General features: G+C 72.7%; 12 protein-coding genes. 7 read left to right on the top strand and 5 right to left on the bottom strand.

Going from position 1 to position 19395, the window contains the following annotated elements:
• Positions 1-114: 114 nt before the first annotated feature.
• The 4 genes from WME79_RS20355 to WME79_RS20340 all read right to left on the bottom strand — a co-directional run bounded on the left by WME79_RS20355 (position 115) and on the right by WME79_RS20340 (position 7755).
• Positions 115-4155, bottom strand: coding sequence for a hypothetical protein (locus tag WME79_RS20355; protein WP_437538306.1), 4041 nt, complete (start codon positions 4153-4155; stop codon positions 115-117).
• Between the two features lie 198 nt (positions 4156-4353).
• Positions 4354-5337, bottom strand: a complete 984-nt coding sequence (locus WME79_RS20350; protein ID WP_437538305.1) for a hypothetical protein — start codon at positions 5335-5337, stop codon at positions 4354-4356.
• A 192-nt stretch (positions 5338-5529) separates the two neighbouring features.
• Positions 5530-7098 (bottom strand): methyltransferase domain-containing protein, encoded by a 1569-nt coding sequence (locus tag WME79_RS20345; protein ID WP_437538304.1) that lies wholly within the window; start codon positions 7096-7098, stop codon positions 5530-5532.
• Between the two features lie 6 nt (positions 7099-7104).
• Positions 7105-7755, bottom strand: coding sequence for a transaldolase family protein (locus tag WME79_RS20340; protein ID WP_437538303.1), 651 nt, complete (start codon positions 7753-7755; stop codon positions 7105-7107).
• Between the two features lie 269 nt (positions 7756-8024).
• Here WME79_RS20340 and WME79_RS20335 point away from each other — a divergent pair, with 269 nt between their 5' ends.
• Positions 8025-9539: an ATP-binding protein gene (locus tag WME79_RS20335; protein ID WP_437538302.1), complete on the top strand. Its 1515-nt coding sequence runs from the start codon at positions 8025-8027 to the stop codon at positions 9537-9539.
• Between the two features lie 20 nt (positions 9540-9559).
• Here the strand turns inward: WME79_RS20335 and WME79_RS20330 are convergent, their stop codons facing one another.
• A complete protein-coding gene (locus WME79_RS20330; RefSeq protein ID WP_437538301.1) occupies positions 9560-11071 on the bottom strand; it encodes a sigma-54-dependent transcriptional regulator in 1512 nt (503 codons plus the stop codon).
• Between the two features lie 119 nt (positions 11072-11190).
• Here WME79_RS20330 and WME79_RS20325 point away from each other — a divergent pair, with 119 nt between their 5' ends.
• The 6 genes from WME79_RS20325 to WME79_RS20300 all read left to right on the top strand — a co-directional run bounded on the left by WME79_RS20325 (position 11191) and on the right by WME79_RS20300 (position 19045).
• Positions 11191-12048, top strand: a complete 858-nt coding sequence (locus WME79_RS20325) for an outer membrane protein assembly factor BamD (protein ID WP_437538300.1) — start codon at positions 11191-11193, stop codon at positions 12046-12048.
• Positions 12045-12359 (top strand): hypothetical protein, encoded by a 315-nt coding sequence (locus WME79_RS20320; protein WP_437538299.1) that lies wholly within the window; start codon positions 12045-12047, stop codon positions 12357-12359. Before WME79_RS20325 ends, WME79_RS20320 begins: the two co-directional genes overlap by 4 nt.
• A 112-nt stretch (positions 12360-12471) precedes the next feature.
• On the top strand, positions 12472-12948 hold the full coding sequence (gene greA / locus WME79_RS20315; RefSeq protein ID WP_437538298.1) for a transcription elongation factor GreA: 477 nt from the start codon (positions 12472-12474) through the stop codon (positions 12946-12948).
• On the top strand, positions 12945-16457 hold the full coding sequence (locus WME79_RS20310; protein ID WP_437538297.1) for a sulfatase-like hydrolase/transferase: 3513 nt from the start codon (positions 12945-12947) through the stop codon (positions 16455-16457). The genes greA and WME79_RS20310 overlap by 4 nt, the downstream gene beginning before the upstream one ends.
• Before the next feature lie 31 nt (positions 16458-16488).
• Positions 16489-17787, top strand: a complete 1299-nt coding sequence (locus WME79_RS20305; protein WP_437538296.1) for a hypothetical protein — start codon at positions 16489-16491, stop codon at positions 17785-17787.
• The gene (locus WME79_RS20300) at positions 17774-19045 is read left to right on the top strand and encodes an outer membrane protein assembly factor BamB family protein (protein WP_437538295.1); all 1272 of its coding nucleotides are present in this window, start codon (positions 17774-17776) and stop codon (positions 19043-19045) included. Before WME79_RS20305 ends, WME79_RS20300 begins: the two co-directional genes overlap by 14 nt.
• Positions 19046-19395: the final 350 nt, after the last annotated feature.

Here is a 19395-nt window from a genome sequence, read left to right as displayed (position 1 = left end):
CAGTCGGCGGATCGCCTGCTCAACGGCGATCCGTCGGCCGGGTGCTCCAGGGGGACGCCGCATGCGGCGATCCCGTCGTCTCACGGCCCAGGCGCTCGCGCTCCGGCGCGCGCTTCAGGGAGTGACGAGCGCCACGTCTCCCTTCGTGGTCTGTCCGCCGACGCGCCACCAGTTCGCGATGAGCAGCCGCCCGTCCACCTCCACGATGCGCGAGAAGGCGCCCGCGAACCCCTCCTGGTCGATCGCCTGGATGAGCCAGCTGTGGCCGTCGCCGCTCTTCGTCCCGATCGCGAGCCGCAGGGTCCCGCTCGTCGCGTCCTGGTAGCTGATGCGCACCTCCCCGGCCGCCGTCACGAACACGTTCGCGTCGTCGCCGATGAGGTGCTGCCCGTCCTCGAAGGGGACGCCCTCGATCCCGAGCCCGTCGTCCGCCACCTCGGAGGGCTCGACCTCCGTGCCCCCCTTCACCCGCGCGTACCGCAGCCCCTCCGAGCGGCCGTCCGCGTAGGCGAGGTGCCAGTCGCCAGCGCGATCGATGAACAGCGACGTCCCCATGCCCACGTCGCCCGTGTCCGTCCCGTCCGGCGCCGCGCCGTCCACGATGCGCGTCTCCCACGCGCCCATCGACTTCGACGCGATCACCACGTCGCCGTGGATGCGATCGTAGAACGCCAGGCCGAACCCGCCCGCAGTGTCGGGCGCCATCGCGATGTAGTCGCCGATCGCCTCGGGGTACGTCTCGATCCGGTTGCCGTCGGAGGTCGCGGCGCACGCCGGCGAGCCGCCGTCGTCGATGCACACCTGCCCGGAGGCGCACCCCGGCTCGCAGTCGCTGGCCGCGAGCGGCGTCGCGCAGCGCCCCGTGCTCCGGATGCACTTCGCCCCGGCGCCGCAGAGGAACGCGCGGCACGGCGTCGCCTCGTCCTTCGCCACGTCCTCGAACCGCCACGCGCCCTCCCCGGGCGTGGCGCTCTCGCCGGTCGCGATCCGGACGCTCGACGTGATCGCGCCGCCCTCGCCCGGCTCCATCGCGAGGTAGGCGATGACGGGCAACCCCTTCACGAAGAGCAGCTTCGCGTAACGGCCGAGTTCGCTGCTCGGCGCCTGCTGCACGAAGCTCACCGCCCATGTGTCGCCCTGCCGCTGCGCGAACTTGAGCGCGCGGTTCGTGCGGTCGTAGTAGGCCACCGCCGGCTCGCCGTCCGGCCCCACCGCGATCGACGTCCAGAGGCCGACGTCGTCGCCGGGCTCGGTCTGGCCCCCGCGGAACCCGCTCACGTCGAACCGGGCCGGGTCGACCGGGGGCTCCGCGGGCACCCCGTCGATCGCCTCCCACGCGACCGCCTCGCCGTCCCACGTGCCGACCACGAGGTCGCCCCACGCGAACGCGTTCCGCCAGTCGGCCTCCGCGTAGCCGGCGACCCAGACCGTGCGCTTGTCGGCGGCGACCGCGACCGAGGTGTACGCGCCGATGAGCCCGTGCTCCAGCGTCATGCAGTCGGGCGCGACGCACCCCGGTTCCACGGGCGGCGGCTCCTCGCTGCACGAGCATCCGGCGTGCGAGCCGAGGAGCACGACGACGGCGACCCCGGCCAGCGCGCCCTTCACGCTGCGCGCGCCTCGCCGCGCGGGGCGCCGAGGCGACGAGCCCCGGTCGCCGCGCCGCGCGAGCCGCAGCGCCGCCGCCGCGACGGCGAGGCCGAGCCAGCGGACGCCCGACGACGCCTCCCCGGCGCCGCCAGCCATGACGCAGCCGCAGCCCGCCGACGGGTCGACGGGGACCCGTCCGCGGAGGATCGCCTGCCGCGCCGTGCCGAGGTTCCCCTCCTCGTCCACGGCCTCGACCTCGATGGCCACGGCGTCGCCGACGTCCACCGACGTCGTTTCCGTCGCCGTCGACCAGGGGGACCACGCGCCGTCATCGAGCCTCACGCGCACCTTCGCGCGCGCGGCGTCCGAGACCCGATCGCGCACCTCGAGCGGCACCCGGCCGTCCACCGCGGCGCCGACGGAGATGACCGGCGGATCGACGTCGACCACCATCTCGACGGTCGCCGGCGTGGGATCGAGCGACAGGGGAGCGCCCGCGATCCGCGATCGCACCGAGATCACGTGGCGCCCCGGGAGCCGCAGCCAGTCGTCGCGCAGGTCGACGGCGCGCTTGCGTGTGAACGGGCGCCACACGCCGCTGTCGATGCGGTACGAGTACTCGACGGCCCGCGTGCCGTCGTCGAGCGGCGAGCTCATGACGAGCCGCGCCGTCGGCCCGTTGTCGCGGGTCATCGTGGGCAGGCGGAGCCCCTCGGCGCGCACCTCCTTGCGGCTCAGCTCGGCCTGCGTGTCGCTCCTCGCCGAGCGCTGCTGCGCCGTCGCTCCGAACGCCGCGAAGATGCCGAGGTAGTTGTCCTGCCCCTTCGTGAGCTTCCGCAGGCCGGGGGAGCCCGCGCCCTCGGCCGACTCCGGGAGGACCAGCGAGAGCCCGAGCGCAGAGAGCGGCCCGTCGAGATCGATCGCCGGGATGCCGCCGCCGATCAGCTGCCCGAGCTGACCGCTGAGGAGGCCGCCCAGCGCCTCCGCGATGTTCTCGGGGTTCTCCCGGAGCAGTCCGTTGTTCGTCACCTCGCCGTTCTCGACCCTGAGCGTCTCGATCACCGGCGTGAGCCCCTCGGGGGTGACCGAGAGGTTCATGGGCACATCCACGTCGAACGTCGCCGTCATGAACCGGATGAACCTGTCGAGCGACCAGACGTAGAAATCGAAGCTCGCCCGGTCCAGCTGGATGCGGATCAGCGGGTTGTCGCTTCCGTTCGTGCCATCACCGAAGGTGACCCGAGGCGGCGCCTGCGGGCGGATGACGACCGCGACCTGCTGCGACTCGCGCTGCAGCGCGAGATCCTTTGCGGAAGGAGCCAGCAGCCCCAGCGTGCCAGAGTTGAGGAGTGGCACCGTCTCCGTGGAGATCCCGAGACAGAGCAGGCCGCTGTTATAGAGACCGTTCATGGCATAATTCGCGAAGCGCTCGGAGATCGCGATACCGACGTGGGGGCCGGGAAGGTCCGCTGGCCAGTCGGAGACGGTGTTGGCGACGAGCTCATCGGGAATCGGGATGCCCGCCGGGAGCGCCATGTTCGACAGCGGCACACATTTCGATGTCGGCACCGGCTCGGCGCCGCCGTAGAGGCCGAGGGTGAGCCCGTTGCCGACCGGGTTGAGGTCGCCCCACGCGAGATCGGAGCCGTCGTCCCGCTCGCTCGTGCCGCCGCCGGCGAGCAGGAGGTCGAACCCGCCCTGCGTGCCCGGGGAGATGCTCGCGAGCAGCTGGCCGAGATCGATGTGGCCCTCGACGCCGAGCAGGATCGAGGCGCATTCGTCGTTCGCGTGCGTGCCGTAGCGGCAGACGCCGCCGATGTCGTTCGTGCCGTCGGGGCAGGCCGGGTCCTGCGTCGGATCCGCCTTCAGACAGAGCTGCTGGTCGAGCTGGGCCTTCAGCGCGTTCGACATGGATCCCATGAAGCTCGTGATGATCGGCTTCACGAAATCCAGCGCATCACCGACCCACGTGCCTCCGCAGTCGAGGTGCAGGCTCGACACGAGCTGATCCTCGTCGATCGAGAGCCGGACGACCTTGACGCGCGAGTAGCCCTGCCGCGAGTGCTGCGGATTGACGTCGATCTCGATCGAGAGCTCGACCTCGACATCGATGTTCGTGAAGGTCTGCGCGTCGGGCGGGCACGCGTCGTTGCCGTTGAGGGTGACGTACTGGGTGCTTTCCCCCAGGATGCCGCCGTCGAGGAAGATGGGCAGGCTCTGCAGGCGCACCGGCAGAGGCCCCCGGACGAGCAGGTTGTGCGGCGTCCTGGGCTGGATTTGAAGCGCTGCGCGCCCCACGTCGATCTCGGCGACGCACTTCGGGGGAGTCGCCGACGGATCGGCCCCATCAGGGCAGAGCGCGTAATCGATGGCCCCGAGGGCCACGGAGCCCGTCGACCGCGGCACGGAGAACGTGACCACGCCGCCGTCCCCACCCCCGAGCAGCGCGCGCCCGAGGACACCCAGGTTCTGCTCGAGGAACTCGATGCCCGACTGCGTGAGCCGCGCCGAGCCGGCGTTCTCGATGCGATCCGCGGGCTTGAAGCCAGCGGGGAGGGGGGTCATTCCACAGCCGGCGCACCCGCCGCCCGAAGCGGCACATCCGGCGATGATGAGGAGAGCAAGGATGGCGGAGAAATGCTTGATGACGCGGGGCATAAGGAACCCTCCGGGGGAGCACGACCCGCAGCGCCGCGCCCGCTGGGCGCGGGCTTCAGGACGCCACGACAGATCGTACGCTCCCCGGAGAGCCGCCCGCAAGCGCTACTGCGGACAGAGACCGGTAATCTTGACGGCGCTCGCGGCATATTCGCCGCCAAGCGCATAGGCGTCGGCGCAGTCGTCCGTCGCGGCCGAGTTCGTTGCGCTGCACCAGTCGCCCTTCAGCACGATCTCGCCGCTCTCGTCGCGCTTGCACGTATTGGGCGTCTCACCGGTGCCGTATTCTCCGATATCGCCCGAGAGCACGACACAGAGGCTCTGCTCGATCCCGGGGATGATCACCCGGTCGACCTCCTCCAGCGTGATGAACGCGTTGAGCTTGCCGCCGTTGATGAACGCAGGGGGATCGCCGTCCGGGCCGGGGAGGCAGGCCTCCATCGGGTTCAGCCCCTCGCGGTTGTACCGTCCGATGCAGTTGTTGTCCGCCGACACCTTCGCGTCGGTGAGCTGCACCTCGTGCATGGGCAGGACGATCGGCTCGGCAGCCGCGTCTCCCCCGCCCGTGTCCAGGAAGATCGGGACGTTCAGGATGTCGGCCGCGCCGCTCCACGCGCCGTCGGTCAGGGGGGCGTCGAGCTCCTTCGGCGCGATCTCGAACTCGCCTGCAGACATGTTGGCGAAGCAGTAGCCCGCGAGCGGGTCGCTGGTGGGCATCGCGCCGCCGGTGCGCAGCTTGCCGGTCGCCGTGTCGAACTCGAGCAACCAGGAAAAGGTCCCGGTGCCATTCAAGTTGCACACGGGCAGCTTCATCGTCAGGCCCTCGGCGACGAGGCGGGCGATGTAGCCGACCGCGAGCACGTCGGGCTTCGTGATCGTCAGCTGCGCCATCCGCAGACCGAACTTGGCCGCGCCCTGATTGTCGTGGACGGCAATGCACTCGGAAGCGACAGCCGTGCAGACCGGGTTCGTCGGCGAGCAGTCGCCGGGAGCTCCGCCGCCGGTCCCCCCTGCTGAGCTCGAGCTCGTCTCGCCGGTGTCGTCGCCCCCGCACCCCGCGCCCGCCGCCGCGCCTATCAGCGCGGACACACTTAATACGCCAACTACCTTCAGAAACCGCATCTCTTGCCTCCTCTGGTGTTGCAAGGTGCGGAGTATAGGCGGCGGCAATGCGATGACCACGCGGTCGAGGTGACGCCGCACCGCGTCGCTATCGCCACATTCACGTCACGCGCCGATGAGCCCGGCGCGCTTCGTCCGCGTCGCCGCTTGTCGTGGCGCCTAGCGGCGCTCGTAGCGGTCGCCGAGCCGGGCGCCGACGGGGAGCGCGCGCAGCAGGCGAATCACGGTCCACGCCGTGCCAGCCAGCTTGCGCAGCTTCGAGGTGCCGACGCGCTCGTTGTACTCGATGGGCATCTCCACGACGCGATAGCCGCATTTCGCAGGGAAGAGCAGCGTGTCGATGGGCAACGCGTCGCCCTCACCGTCGAAATCGAACGCGCGAATCACCGAGCAGCGATAGGCGCGCATGCCGCTGTGGACGTCCGACGTCGGGATGCCGTGCATCGCATGTGTCATGGCGGCAAAGGCGCGGTTGGCGATGTAGTTCGGGACCGGCATGGCCGCCGGCCTCGTGCGGGTGCGCGCGCAGTTCACCACGTCGGCGCCCTCCTCCTCGATGAGGCGCCTGAGCACGGGGATGTTCTCGGCCGGATAGGTGAAGTCGCAATCGAGGTAGATGAGCAGATCGCTCCGGGCGGCCGCGCTGTACATGAGCAGCTCCATGGCCGGTCCGTGGCCGCGGGGCGGCACCTGCCGGAGCACGCGCGCCCCGAGGCCGGCCGCGATCTCGGGGGTCCTGTCCCGTGTGGAGCTGTCGACGCAGAGGATCTCTGCGTCGGGCGCAGCCCTCCTGATCTCGCCGATCATGGCGCCGACGCTCTCCTCTTCATCCATGGTCAGCATGCCGACGGTGAGCCGCATCCGGCGCGGGCGCGGCGGCTTCCGGGCGACGATCACGTGCTGGAACGCGAGGAGGCCGGGCGCGCGATCGGCGACCATGTCCTCCAGCGGGCGGACGAGCGCGTGATACGCCTTGTAGGGGAGCGAGCTGGCGAGATCGGTGGGATCGTCTCCCCCGCCGAGGCCGCGGAGGATGAGCCCCTTGGCGCCGCGGACGAGCATCGGGTTCTGCTCGACGCGGAGCACCTCGAGCCCGGCGCGCTCGATGAGCCGGACCGCCGACGCGCGGGTGAAGAAGCGGAGGTGCGTGTCGTCCAGGATGCCGCTCGGCTCGTAGTCGAACCGGCCGGCGAGCAGGCCGAGGCGCACCGGCCAGGCCGCGACATTGGGGAGCGAGACGATGACGTGGCCGTCCTCCTCGAGGTGGGGCAGGAAGCGGCAGAGCACGGCGAGCGGGTCGACGGTGTGCTCGAGGACGTCGGCGAAAAGGAGCAGGTCGAAGCGCCGGTCGCCGAGCGCCTCGCGCACGGCGGCGTCGCTCGTGATGTCGGCGGCGAGGACCTCGTCGAGCGCCGCGCCGGCGCGCGCGAGCGAGCCGGGCGCGATCTCGATCCCGGTCACGCGCGCGCCCGTGCGCTTGATGGCGGCGCCGTTGAGCCCGATCCCGCAGCCGACGTCGAGCACCGTCCGCGGCCGGCCGGAGGCGGCGACGAGGGCCCGGTTCACCTCTTCGACCGCGTACTTGCGCGCGGCGACGGCCTCCGGCGCGGCGCGGGGCGGCGAGCGCCGACCCGGGGCGTCCTCGTTACCGAGAGGGCGCGGCCCGCGGTCTTCGCGGCCCTCCCCGTCTTCCCCGTCTCCTCGCGCGTGGCCGGGCTCGGCGTTCACGCGCGGCTACTTAGCACGCTTCTCCCAGGCGGCGTTGAATTCGCGGATCGTCTCCTCGGTCTTCGGATTGTGGAGCATCTTGCGCAAGATCTCGGGAGGCACGGTCACGATGTGCGCGCCGGCGTCGAGCGCCTCGTTCACGTCCATGAGGTGGCGGATCGAGCCGACGATGATCTCGGCGCCCAGCCGCTCGCGCTCGAGCCTCGCGCGCGTGCGCTCGATGACCGGGGTCGCGGCGTAGCCCATGTCGCGGATGCGCCCGCTGAAGATCGAGACGTACGTGCCGCCGGCGAGCGCCGCGAGGTACGCCTGGTTGAAGCTCATCACGCACGTGACGTTGGTGCGCACGCCGCGCTTCGCGAGGGCGTGCGTCACCTTGAGGCCGACGTCGCTGAACGGCACCTTGACGCAGATCCGCTCGGGCGCCCACGCGTGATAGCCGCGGGCCTCGTCGAGCATCGCCGCCTCGTCCTCGCTCGTCAGCTCGACCGACACGGGCCCCGCCGACGCCGCGAGCACCTCGCGGATGCGCCGCTCGAGATCGACGCAGCCCGCGTCGCGCGAGAGGATGAGCGGGTTCGTGGTCACGCCGGCGAGCACGCCCCAGGAGAAGAGCTCCTTGATCTCGGCCGGGTTCGAGCTGTCGAGGAAGAACATGGAGCGCTCCAGCGGGCTCGCTCGAGCCCCGGCGGGGTCTAGGCCAGTTCGATGCAATAGAGAAGGGGCGAAGGGGAGAAGGCGACACCGTCCACGCTGCGCGGCTCGCCGCGCCGTCCTGCAGTGACGCTCGCGGTGCAGCCGGTGTGAACGACGTTGCAAAGACGGAGAGTCCGCGCTTCAGTTCTGGTTGTCGGAGATGTCTCTCCGACGGAAGTTTTCTCCACGGCCATGCGTCGATGAGCAGCGGACGATCGTCGAGGGATCCGGTGGCGCCTAGCCCGCTGCTCGCGGCTTGCTCGCCGGCGGGGCTCTACGTCGCCGCGCCCGACGGCCAGCTCGTCGATTGCAACGAGGTGCTCGCCCGGCTGCTCGGCTATGGCTCGCGGGAGGAGGCGCTCGCGTCGGCCGATCTCCACCTCAGCGGGGGCGCGGCGGGCGCGACGCCGCCGTCGGCCGGCGCGGTCGAGGGCTTCCTCACGCGCCGCGACGGGTCGGCGGTCCGCGTGATGAGGACCGAGACCGCCGCGGAAGCGCGCGGTGAGCGGCTCGTGGTCGGGGCCATCGTCGATCTCTCCTCCGCGCGCTGCACCGACGATCGCCGGCGCGAGCTCTCGGAAGAGCTGGGCCAGGCGCAGAAGATGGAAGCGGTGGGGCGGCTCGCGGGCGGGATCGCCCACGACTACAACAACCTGCTCGCGATCATCCTGAACTACACGAGCCTGGTGATAGAGGAGCTCGACGAGCAGAGCCCGGTGCAGAAGGATCTCGCCGAGATCAAGCGCGCCGCGCAGCGGGCGGCGTCGCTGACGCGGCAGCTGCTCACGGTGAGCCGGCGGGGGCTCGCGCAGCCGGTCGTGCTGGACCTGCGGGACGTCGTGCGCGGCATGGACGGCGCGCTCCGCGCCGCCGTCGGCGGCAGCATCGATCTCGCGATCGCGCTCGGTCCGTCGGCCTGCCGGGTGCTGGCGGACGCGGGGCAGCTCGAGCAGGTGGTGATGAACCTCGCGCTGAACGCGCGCGACGCGATGCAAGGCGGCGGCCGGCTGTCGATCGAGACGCGCGCGGTCCGCGTCGGCGCTGCGGGGAGCCTGCGCGACGCGCACCCAGCGGTCCCGCCCGGCCGGTACGCGCGCCTCGTCGTGAGCGACACCGGCAGCGGGATGTGCGACGACGTGCGGACGCGCGCCTTCGAGCCGTTCTTCACGACGAAGCCGAGGGGGAAGGGGACCGGCCTCGGGCTCGCCACCGTGTACGGGATCGTCAAGCAGTGGCACGGCCACATCGAGCTCGCCTCCCAGCCCGGGGAGGGCACGCGCGTCGAGATCTACCTGCCGCTCTCCGCGCGCGGGGCGTCTTCGCGGCGAGCGCGCGCGGCGCACCCGCGCCGCGCCGCGCTGCGCCCGGGCGAGGGCGGGACGGTGCTCGTCACCGACGATGAGGACGCGGTGGTCACGCTCGCGAGCCGGATCCTGGGGCAAAACGGCTACACGACGCTGACGGCGTGCGGACCGCGCGAGGCGCTGCGCGTCTGCGAGGCGCAGCGCGGGCGCGTCGACCTCCTGCTCACCGACGTGCTGATGCCCGAGATGTCCGGCGGCGAGCTCGCCGCTCGGCTCGTGAAGCTCAGGCCGGACATGAAGGTGCTCTTCATGTCCGGCTACACGGGCGACGCCCTCGACGGCCCGTTCGCCGTCCGCCCCGGCGCCGCGGTGCTGGGGAAGCCCTTCACGGCCGAGTCGCTCCTCCGCGCCGTCCGCAGGGCGCTTGAAGGGGCCGCGTAGGCGGGACGTGCAGGCCGTCCCTACGGCGCCTCACCTCGCTTGATGCCGTACGCGCGGATCTTCTTGTGGAGGTTCGTGCGCTCGACGCCGAGCAGCACGGCCGCGCGCGATATGTTCCAGTCGAGGCTGGCCAGCACCTCGACGATGTAGCGGCGCTCGGCCCGATCGCGGAACTCGCGGAGCGTGAGGCGAGGGCGCTCCGGCTCGTGGCGGGACGCGCCCGCGGGCGGCTCCGCCGCGGCGGGGGCGGGGGGCGCCGCCGGGCCGTCGCCGGCGGCCCCCTGCGCGTCGTCCTCGAACGGGTTCTCGTGCGGATCCTCCGGGAGATCGGCGATCGTGACGACATCGCCCGAGAGGATCGCGGCGCGCTCGATCACGTTCTTGAGCTCGCGGACGTTGCCCGGCCAGCTCCTGCGCTCGAGCGCGGCGTAGACCACCGGATCGATGGCCTTCTGCTTGAGGCCGTTCTCGTTGCAGAACGCCGCCATGAACGCGTCGGCGAGCGCGCGCAGGTCGTCCATGCGGTCGCGCAGCGCCGGGCTCTTGATGGGGAACACGGCGAGGCGGAAGAAGAGGTCCTCGCGGAAGCGCAGCGCGGCGACCTCGCGAGAGAGGTCCTTGTTCGTCGCGGCGAGCACGCGGACGTCGACGTGCCGGCTGTGCTCGCTGCCGACGCGGCAGATCTCGCCCGACTGCAGCGCGCGCAGCACCTTGGCCTGGGCGGCGAGGTCCATGTCGCCGATCTCGTCGAGGAACAGCGTGCCGCCGTGGGCCTGCTCGAAGAAGCCCCGCTTCGGCCCGCTCGCCCCGGTGAACGCGCCGCGCTCGTGGCCGAAGAGCTCGCTCTCGATGAGCTCGCGCGGGATCGCGGCGCAGTTGACCCGGACGAAGGGGCCCCGCGCCCGCGGCGAAAGCCGGTGGATGGCGCGGCTGATGAGCTCCTTGCCCGTGCCGCTCTCGCCCGTGATGAGCACGCTCGCCTTCGTGGGCGCGACGCGATCGATCTCCTTGAACAGCCGCTGCATCGCCGCGCTCTGGCCGATCATCTCGTAGCGCGCCTGCACCTGCGCCTTGAGAGCCTCGACCTCTCGAGCGAGCCGCGAGTTCTGCAGCGCGTTCTTCACGCCCACGAGGACGCGCTCGCGGTTCAGCGGCTTCTCGAAGAAGTCGCTGGCGCCGAGCTTGATGGCCTTCACCGCGTCGTTGACGGTCGCGTGGCCGCTGATCACGATCACCGGGAGCTCGCGGGTGGCGTCGTCCTGGCGCACGCGCTGGAGGAGGTCGAGGCCGTTCATGCCGGGCAGGAGCAGGTCGACCAGCGCGAGGTCGACGGGGCTGTCGCCGTGCGCGAGCAGCTCCAGCGCCGCCTCGGCGCTCGGGGCCTCCGCGACCTGGTAGCCCTCGCCCTGCAGCACCAGCGCGAGGGTGCGGCGGATGTTGCGCTCGTCGTCCACCACGAGCACGGTGGGCGCGGCGGCGCCTCCGGGCGGGGCGGTGGCCGCTGGGGCGGGCGGCGGAGAGGAAGCGGGCATGGGTCGACCATACCCCAGCTCAGCCGTGCGCCACGACGCGGGGAGCGAAGGAGCACAGGCCCGGCCCCGCGGCGGAAGCCCTGGCGCGCCGGCGCCGGATTGGGTACGAGGCCTGCTCGATGAGACCCTCCGCCGCTGTCCTCGCCCTCGCCGGGTGCCTCGCTGCCCTCGGCGGGCTCGTGGGCTGCGATTTCGAGCTCAACGATGGCCGCACCGCGACCCTCACGTACACCGAGGACGCGCGCGCCGCGTACAACGAGGCGATGGCCGCCTTCCAGGCCAAGGACTGGGAGGACGCGCGCGCCCTCTTCGGCGAGGTGAAGCGGCTCTTCGCTTACAGCCGCTACGCCCGGCTCGCCGATCTCAGGATCGCGGACCTCGATTTCGAGCAGGGAAAGTACCCGGAGGCGATCTCGGAGTACCGCGCGTTCATCCAGGAGCACCGGACAGACCGGAACGTCGAGTACGCGAAGTACCGGATGGCAAAGGCGCTCTACCTGGACATCGACGACACGGTGTTCCTGCCGCCGGCCGAGGAGCGCGATCAGGCGACCACGCTCGAGGCCTACAAGGAGATCCGGACGTTCCTCCGGCAGTACCCGCGCAGCCGCTACCGCGAGGACGCGGCGTACATGCTCGAGGTCGTGACGGGGCGGCTCGTGCGCCACGAGCTCTACGTCGCGCGCTACTACCTCAAGGAAGACGCGTTCGACGCGGCCCTCGCGCGGATCGACTACGCGCTGCGGACCTTCCCGGGCTCCGGGCTCGATCCGGAGGCGCTCGTCCTCAAGGGCGAGACGCTCCTCAAGATGAAGAAGCCCGACGAGGCGCGCGCCGTGTTCGAGTCGGTCATCCGGGACTGGGGCGGCCCGTTCGCCGTGACCGCGCGCCGGTTCCTCGACGAGATGGGCGGGCCGCGCGGCACGCCTGCCAAGAAGGCGGCGTCGGGCCGCGCCCCCGCGGGGCCGCAGCTGTGACGCAGGCCGTCGGACGACCGTCCTCCGGCGCTCGCTACGTGCTGGAGCAGGCCGACACCGGAGATGCGCCAGGGGAGTTCCTGTACCGGGGCTTCGTGCGGCTCCCGGACGCGGACGTCCCGGTCGAGGTGCGGGTCGCCGAGGCGACCGGCGCGGCCACGGCGACGGTGGACGCCGCGGCCGTCCCGCACGGCGGACCGCATCCCGAGGAGCTCTCCAGGACGGCGGCGGCCCTCGTCCGGAGCGCGACCAAGTCAGCGGACGCCCATGCGCGGCGGCCGCCGCGGAAGATCGTTCGCTGGCGCGGCTAGGCGGATGGCGGCGCGGAGCGCGCGCTGCGGTCCGGGCGCCTGGCGCGTCGGGCGATCGGCGCGCCCAGGGACGTCGTCTCCCGGCCGGGAGCCATGCTAAAAGCGTCCCACCATGTCCGAGAAAGTACCGATGACGCCCGAGGGGCAAGTGCGGCTCCGCGAAGAGATGCGACGGCTGAAAGAGATCGACCTGCCGCAGGTCGTCAAGGACATCGGGACGGCCAGGGAGCACGGCGATCTCTCCGAGAACGCCGAGTACCACGCCGCCAAGGAGCGGCAGGGCATGATCGTCGCCCGCATCAGCTACCTCGAGCAGACGCTCTCGCGCGCCGAGGTGATCGATCCGTCGAAGCTGAGCGGCAGCAAGGTCCAGTTCGGCGCCAAGGTCAAGCTCGCGAACGTGGACACCGACGAGGAGCAGATCTTCCAGATCGTCGGGCCCGAGGAGGCCGATCTCAAGGTCGGGCGCATCTCCATCGCCTCGCCGCTCGCGCGCGCGTTGCTCGGCCATGAGGTCGGTGAGGAGGTCCGCGTGAACATGCCCGCCGGGCCGCGCACGTACGAGATCCTCGAAGTTTCCTACGCATGACCGAGCGCAACGGGGCCGCTCCGATGCGCCCGCGGGGCCATGGGGGCGCCAGCCGGCCTCCTGGGGGGCCCGTGCCCTCCGGGCGGCCCCTTCTCGGGAGCCGGCCTGACACGACGGCCGCCGGGGAGGGGATCGCCGGCGTCGTGCCGGGGCCGGCCGGCCACCGGGCCCCGGCGGCGCCGCGCCCGCAGGCCGGGCCCGCGCGCACGTCCACGCCGGCGCCCGCGCCGAACCGCGCCACGTTTCCTAGCGGGAACTCCGACGCGCCCCCGAGGAAGCTGGAGACGGAGATCGGGTGGCGCATGGCGGACGCCTACCTCGCGATCGCGGCGCTCGCGCTCGCCGAGCTCCTGGTCATCGGCGTGTGGCGGTGGCGAGAGCTCCTCGGGCCTTACGAGCTCGGCCGCGCCTTGCGCGACCTCCTGCCGCTCGCGCTCTCGGCCGCGGCGCCGTGCGCCGCCGTCCTCGGCGCGGTGCTCGAGATCGTCATGCGCGCCGAGCGCAAGGCGTTCCGCGCCGCGGCAGCGCTGATCGCGGGCGCGTTCGGCGGCGCGGTGGCCTTCGGGGTCTCGACCGGGCGCATGCTCGAGGGCGGCCGGCGCGCGCCCTTCATCGCGGCGCTCGCGCTCGTCGCCGCCGCGGCGACGTTCGCTGCGGCGCCGCGCGCCGCGCGCGCCTTGAAGCGAGCGCGCGCCGCGGCCTCCGGCAGGTGGCTCCTCCTCGCGGCGATCTGCGCGATCGTCCTGCTCGAGATCGCGAACATGCGCGTCTTGCCGCGCCTCTACGCGGCCTTCCACCTGGGGCTCGCGGCGCTCACGCTCGCGGCGGCGACCTTCGCGACGCCGGCGCTGCCTGCGCGCGCGGCCCGCCTGGAGGACGTGCACGGGCGGCGCTCGCCCAGGCTGGTGCGCGCGGCGCTCGCGCTCGTCCTCTTCGCGTTCGGCGCCGCGCTCGCGCCCGGCGCTGCCGACAGGCTCGCGCTGGCGGACAACATCCGGCTGATCTACGCCACGCACAGCCCGCTGCTCGGCCACGTGGTCGAGCTCGCCGCCGTGCTGTCGCCGCCCGAGCCGCTCGACGCCGCGCCGCTCGACGAGCGCGCGAGCGGGCACGCCATCGATCTGCGGGGGCGCGACATCGTGCTGATCAGCGTCGACGCCCTGCGCGCCGACCACGTCGGAGCGTACGGCTACGACAGGAAGATCACCCCGAACCTCGATCGCCTCGCGGCCGAGGGCGTGCGCTTCGACGCGGCGTACACGCCGACGCCGCACACGTCGTACGCGGTGTCGTCGCTCATGACGGGCAAGTACATCCGCCCGCTCGTGCTGCAAGGGCTCGGGGACGACTCCGAGACCTTCGCGCAGCACCTCCGCCGCTACGGCTACAAGACGGCGGGCTTCTACCCGCCGGCGGTGTTCTTCATCGACGGCGAGCGCTTCGGCGCGCTGCGCGACCGGGCGCTCGACTTCGAGTACCGGAAGGTCGAGTTCGCGAGCGCGCCGCTCCGGCTGGAGCAGGTGCGCAGCTACATCGCCGGGCTCGGGCCGGAGCAGCGCGCGTTCATGTGGGTGCACCTCTTCGAGCCGCACGAGCCGTACGAGGCGCACCCGGAGCACCCGCTCGGCGACCGCGACATCGACCGCTACGACGCAGAGATCGCCGTGGCGGACGCGGGGGTGGGCGCGATCGTGGACGAGGTCCGCAAGGGGCGTCCGGACGCCGTCGTGATCGTCACGGCCGATCACGGCGAAGAGTTCGGCGAGCACGGCGGTCGCTACCACGGCACGACGGTGTACGAGGAGCAGGCGCGCGTGCCGCTCGTCGTGAGCGCGCCCGGCCTGCTCTCGCCGCGCGTGGTCCGGGCGCCGGTGCAGCTCGTCGATCTCCTGCCGACGGTGCTCGCGGGGCTCGGCATTCCGAGGCCGGCGCGCGTGCGCGGCGCCGACCTCGGGCCGCTGCTCGCCTCCGGCGACGAGGCGGCGGAGCAGGGCAAGGTGGCCCCGCCGGGCGGGCCGCCCTCGCTCCCGGGCTTCGCGTTCGCCGAGACGGACGCGCAGACGCTGCTCGCCAAGGGCACGCTGCGGCTCGTTTGCGCGCGCAAGATCGGCGCGTGCGCGCTCTATGACGTGGCGACCGATCCGCGCCAGCTGGAGGACATCTCCGCGCTGCGCCCGGCGGAGCTCGGCGCGATGCGGTCGGAGCTGCGCGCGATCGAGGCGTCGCACGGGCGTTACGAGGTCCGCGGCCTCCGGCAGGAGGGCAAGGGCTGGCCTGACGCGCTCCGCCGCGGAATCGCGGGCGACGCCGACGCGGTCGTGGAGGTCGCGGCGCTGCTCGACGACGCGGACGTGGCCATCCGGCGCAAGGCGGGCGAGGTGCTGTTCGATCTGCGCCGCTCCGAGGCGGCGCCCTCGCTGCGCCTCGCGCTCGTGCGCGACGAGGACGACGAGGTGCGGCGCTGGGCGGCGCTGGCCCTCACGCGGCTCGGCGAGGGCGCGCCGCTCACCCGCGATCTCGTCGTCGATCCCGATCGCAAGTGGCGGCGCCTCGCGGCGCTCGCGCTGGCGGAGTCGGGCGATCGCCGCGGCGACGACGTGCTCGTGGCGTGGCTGCGGCAGGTGGTCCGCGGCCCCGAGCAGGACGGCGGCGCCGACGCGGGCGAGGTGACCTCGTTCGAGCGGGCGCGCGAGATCGTGGACGCGCTCGCCAAGATCCGGGTGAAGGCGGCGCTGCCGCCGCTCATCGCGGCGCTCGGCGACGTGCGGCTCCGCCCGTACGCCGCGGCCGCGCTCGCGGCGATCGGTGAGGACGCCGCGCGGCCGGCGCTCGCGGAGCGGCTGAGCCAGGAGCCGTACCAGACCGCGCGGGTCGCGATCGCGGAGGCCCTCGTGAAGCTCGGCGCCGGCCCCGAGCTCCGGGCGCCGCTCCTGCGCATGCTCGGCACGCCCGATCCGCTGCCGGGGGGGCTCGGGCTCGCGCTCCGGGCCGACATCCTCGACCTGCTCGGCGGGCCGCGCGAGCGCGATCTCGGCCGCCTGCGCCGCTTCGCGAAGAGCGGGGTGGGCCTCGGCGTCGTCATCCCGAAGGCCGGCAACGGCAAGGGCGTGCGCGTCATCTGCCGCGCGCGGACCGACGACGGCCGCCCCGGCGAGGTGCGGTTCGGCAGGCCCACGCGTGGCTGGCGTCCGCCGAAGCGGGACGGCGCGTCGCTCGTCCCGGCCAGCGCGCCGGAGCTCGATCCGGAGCGCGCGGTCACGCTTGCGATCCCGCCGGGGAGCGAGCCGACCGAGGCGTTCGCGGCGCTGCCCCCCGCGGCGGGCGCGCAGGCCGGCAATTACGGCGATTTCGTGGTGTACGCGACCCAGAACGTCGAGGTGTCCGCGTGCGCGGTCGTCCCGCTCAGCGACGAGATCCCGCCCCCGCCGCCTGCGCCCTGGTCGCCCGACGAGGCCGGGGCGCCGCCGCGCTCGGACGACGAAGCGCCCGCCGCTCACCGGCCAGATTGACGCCGCAGGCCGCGAGACTAGAGTCCGCCGCGTGTCGGACAAGGACCGAGAGCAGGCCGAAGAGAAATCCGCGCAGAGCGATGGCGATGTCGCCGCGCGGAGCGATGGCGACGAGGACGGGGCCGCGGAGGCGGCCCCGGCGAGGCCGCCGCGCGGCGCTCCGGTGAAGGACGCCGGCGGCGACGGCGACGACGACGACGAGGCCGCGCAGCGCGTGGCCGATGCGCTCGGCGTCGGCGAGGCGGACGAGGCTCCCGCGCCGGAGGCGGCGGGCGAAGAGGCAGTCGAGGCAGCGCCGAACCGCGCGGCCCGCCGGCGCGACGAGGCCGCCACGCGCCGTCGCAAGAAGAAGGCGACCGGCGAGGAGCTGCCCAAGGACAAGAACGCCCGCGCGAAGGAGCTGCTCGCTCGCCGCAGAGAGCAGGCCGAGGGGCGCCGCCCGGTCCAGCTGCTGCCGGGCGAGATGGTCGAGGACGCCCTCAGCCGGATGACCAGCGGCGCTAGCCGGTGGATCAAGACGAACTTCCACATCCTCCAGTGGGGTGTGCTGGCGGCGCTCGTAGCGACCGGCGGCGTGCTCTTCTACCTGTCGCGGGTCGAGAAGAAGGACGCCGTCTCTTCGTCGGCGCTCGTCTCGGCCGTCGCCGCGGACCGGGGCAGGGTGCTCGCCGAGGACACGCGCACCGAGGAGGAGAAGGAGCTCGACGTCACGAGGACCTTCAAGACCGCGGACGAGCGGTCGGCCACCGCGCTCGCCGAGTACAACAAGGTGATCGACGAGCACGCCGGCACCGGGGCGGCGACGCTGGCGAAGCTCGGGCAGGCCGGGGTGCTGCTCGACAAGAAGGACTACGCGCACGCGCTGGACGCGTACAGCGTCGTGGTCTCGTCGCCGCTGGCCGGGGCCGATCCCGACGTGAAGGGGCGCGCCATCGAGGGCATCGCCTTCGCCCGGGAGGGCAAGGGTGATCTCGACGGCGCGCTCGCGTCGTTCAAGGAGCTCGAGGCGATCGACATGAAGGGCTACAAGGAGCTCGCGCTGTACCACCAGGCGCGGATCCAGCTGGCCAAGGGCGACACCGACAAGGCGAAGGAGCTGCTCAAGAGCGCGCACGAGAAGCTCCAGGCGCCGTCGACGGAGGGCCGCCCGTTCCAGTTCCTCGAGGCGGTCGTCGAGGAGATGCTGCGCAAGATCGACCCGGCCGCCGTGCCGCCCCGCGCCGCGTTCGGCGGTCCGAAGGGCCAGTCGATGACGCCGGAGGAGATCGAGCAGCTGCTCCGCCGGGCGCGTGAGAACGCGGAGAAGAAGGCGGGCGATGCGCCGCACTAGCCGCGCAGCGGGCGTCGCGCTCGTCTGGCTGGGGCTCGCGCCGCTGAGCGGCTGCGGCAACCTGGGCGTCGCTGCGGCGCCCGATGCGCCGCTCTGGCTGCACCATCCGGGCGGCGCGCTCGGCATCACCATGCGCCGCGAGCTCACCGCCGAGACGCGCAAGGTCGGCGAGGTCTACGAGCGCGGCCGCCCCGAGATCGACGTTGCGCACCGGCGCGTGTTCGTCGGATCGAGCGATCACGGGCTGTACGCGGTGCGCGCGGACACGAGCGACGTGCTCTGGCGCTTCGAGACGCTCGGCCCGGTGCAGAGCGAGCCGCTCTACGACGCCGCGTCGGACACGGTCTATTTCGGCTCGGACGATGGCGCGCTCTACAAGGTGCGCGCGTCCGACGGCGCGCTGCTCTACCGCTTCATGACCAACGCGAAGGTCGCGCGGCGGCCGGTGTTGCGCGACGGCGTGCTCTACGTGACGAACTCGAACGACACGCTGATCGCGCTCGACGCGGCGACGGGGGCGATGCGCTGGCACCAGCACAGGACGCCGGCGGGCGGGATGGAGATCTCCGGGTACGCGGGGCCGGCGCTCGGCCGGGACAAGGTTTACACCGCGTTCTCGGACGGGGTCGTGATGGCCTACGACCTCAAGGACGGGTCCGAGCAGTGGGCGCTCGTCGACCTGGCCGCCGAGGCCGAGCAGAGCGCGGGCGGTCAGACGCCGAAGTACCTCGACACGGACACCACGCCGGTCCTCGGGAAGATCGCCTCGGGCGACGTGGTCTTCGTGGCGGGTTATGCGGGCGGGGTCTTCGCGCTCGACGCCGAGAACGGGACCCGGGCCTGGATGAACGAGGCGGCGGTCGGCGTGACCGAGCTTCTCCTGTGGGAGCAGCCTGCGCACCAGCCTCGGAGCGGAGGCGGTCCGATCGTGCCCGCGCGGAAGGTGCTGCTTGCGTCCTCCGGCATGACCGGCCTGTGGGCGCTCGATCCAGAGGATGGCCGCACGATCTGGCGCCGGGACCTGCCTGACGGTGGCATCTCGGCCCCCGTGCCGTTCTCGGGGGCGCTGCTGGTGACGACCACGCGCTACGGGATTTTCCTGTTCTCGCCGCTGGACGGGGCCGTGATCGACGGCATCGAGACCGGCGGCGGCATCGCGATGACGCCGGCGGCGTACGGCCGGCGGGCGTTCGTCCTGACGAACGGCGGCTCGCTGCTGAGCCTCGACGTCGAGACGCCCCCGGTTCCGAAGGGCTGAACACGCGTACAGAGTGAGGCGCGCCGGCTTGGTGCTGGCGGGCCGAGGGCGCGCAGCGCGTTGCTGATGACGCCTCGAGGCGTGGTGCGGGGCTCCGGAGGGGGGCCTCCGGCCAGGTCTCGTGGCGGGCGGAGCCAGGAGTGGCGGCGACCGTGGGCGAGGCCGACCCAGGTTGCGGCGACGGCGACCACTGGTGCGGCGGACCCGGGTTGCGCGGCAGACCAGGTTGCCGCGGGCGACCCAGGTTGCGGCAACGGCGACCGGTGCAGCGGAACCCAGGTTGCCGTGGGCGAGGCCGACCGATCCAGGTTGCGGCAACGACGACCCAGGTTGCGGCAACGACGGGGACC

The sequence above is a fragment of the Sorangium sp. So ce726 genome (assembly GCF_051521405.1).
GTDB lineage: Bacteria > Myxococcota_A > Polyangia > Polyangiales > Polyangiaceae > Sorangium.
The sequence above is the reverse complement of the archived record's forward strand: the minus strand, read 5'-3'. Positions and strand labels throughout refer to the sequence as shown.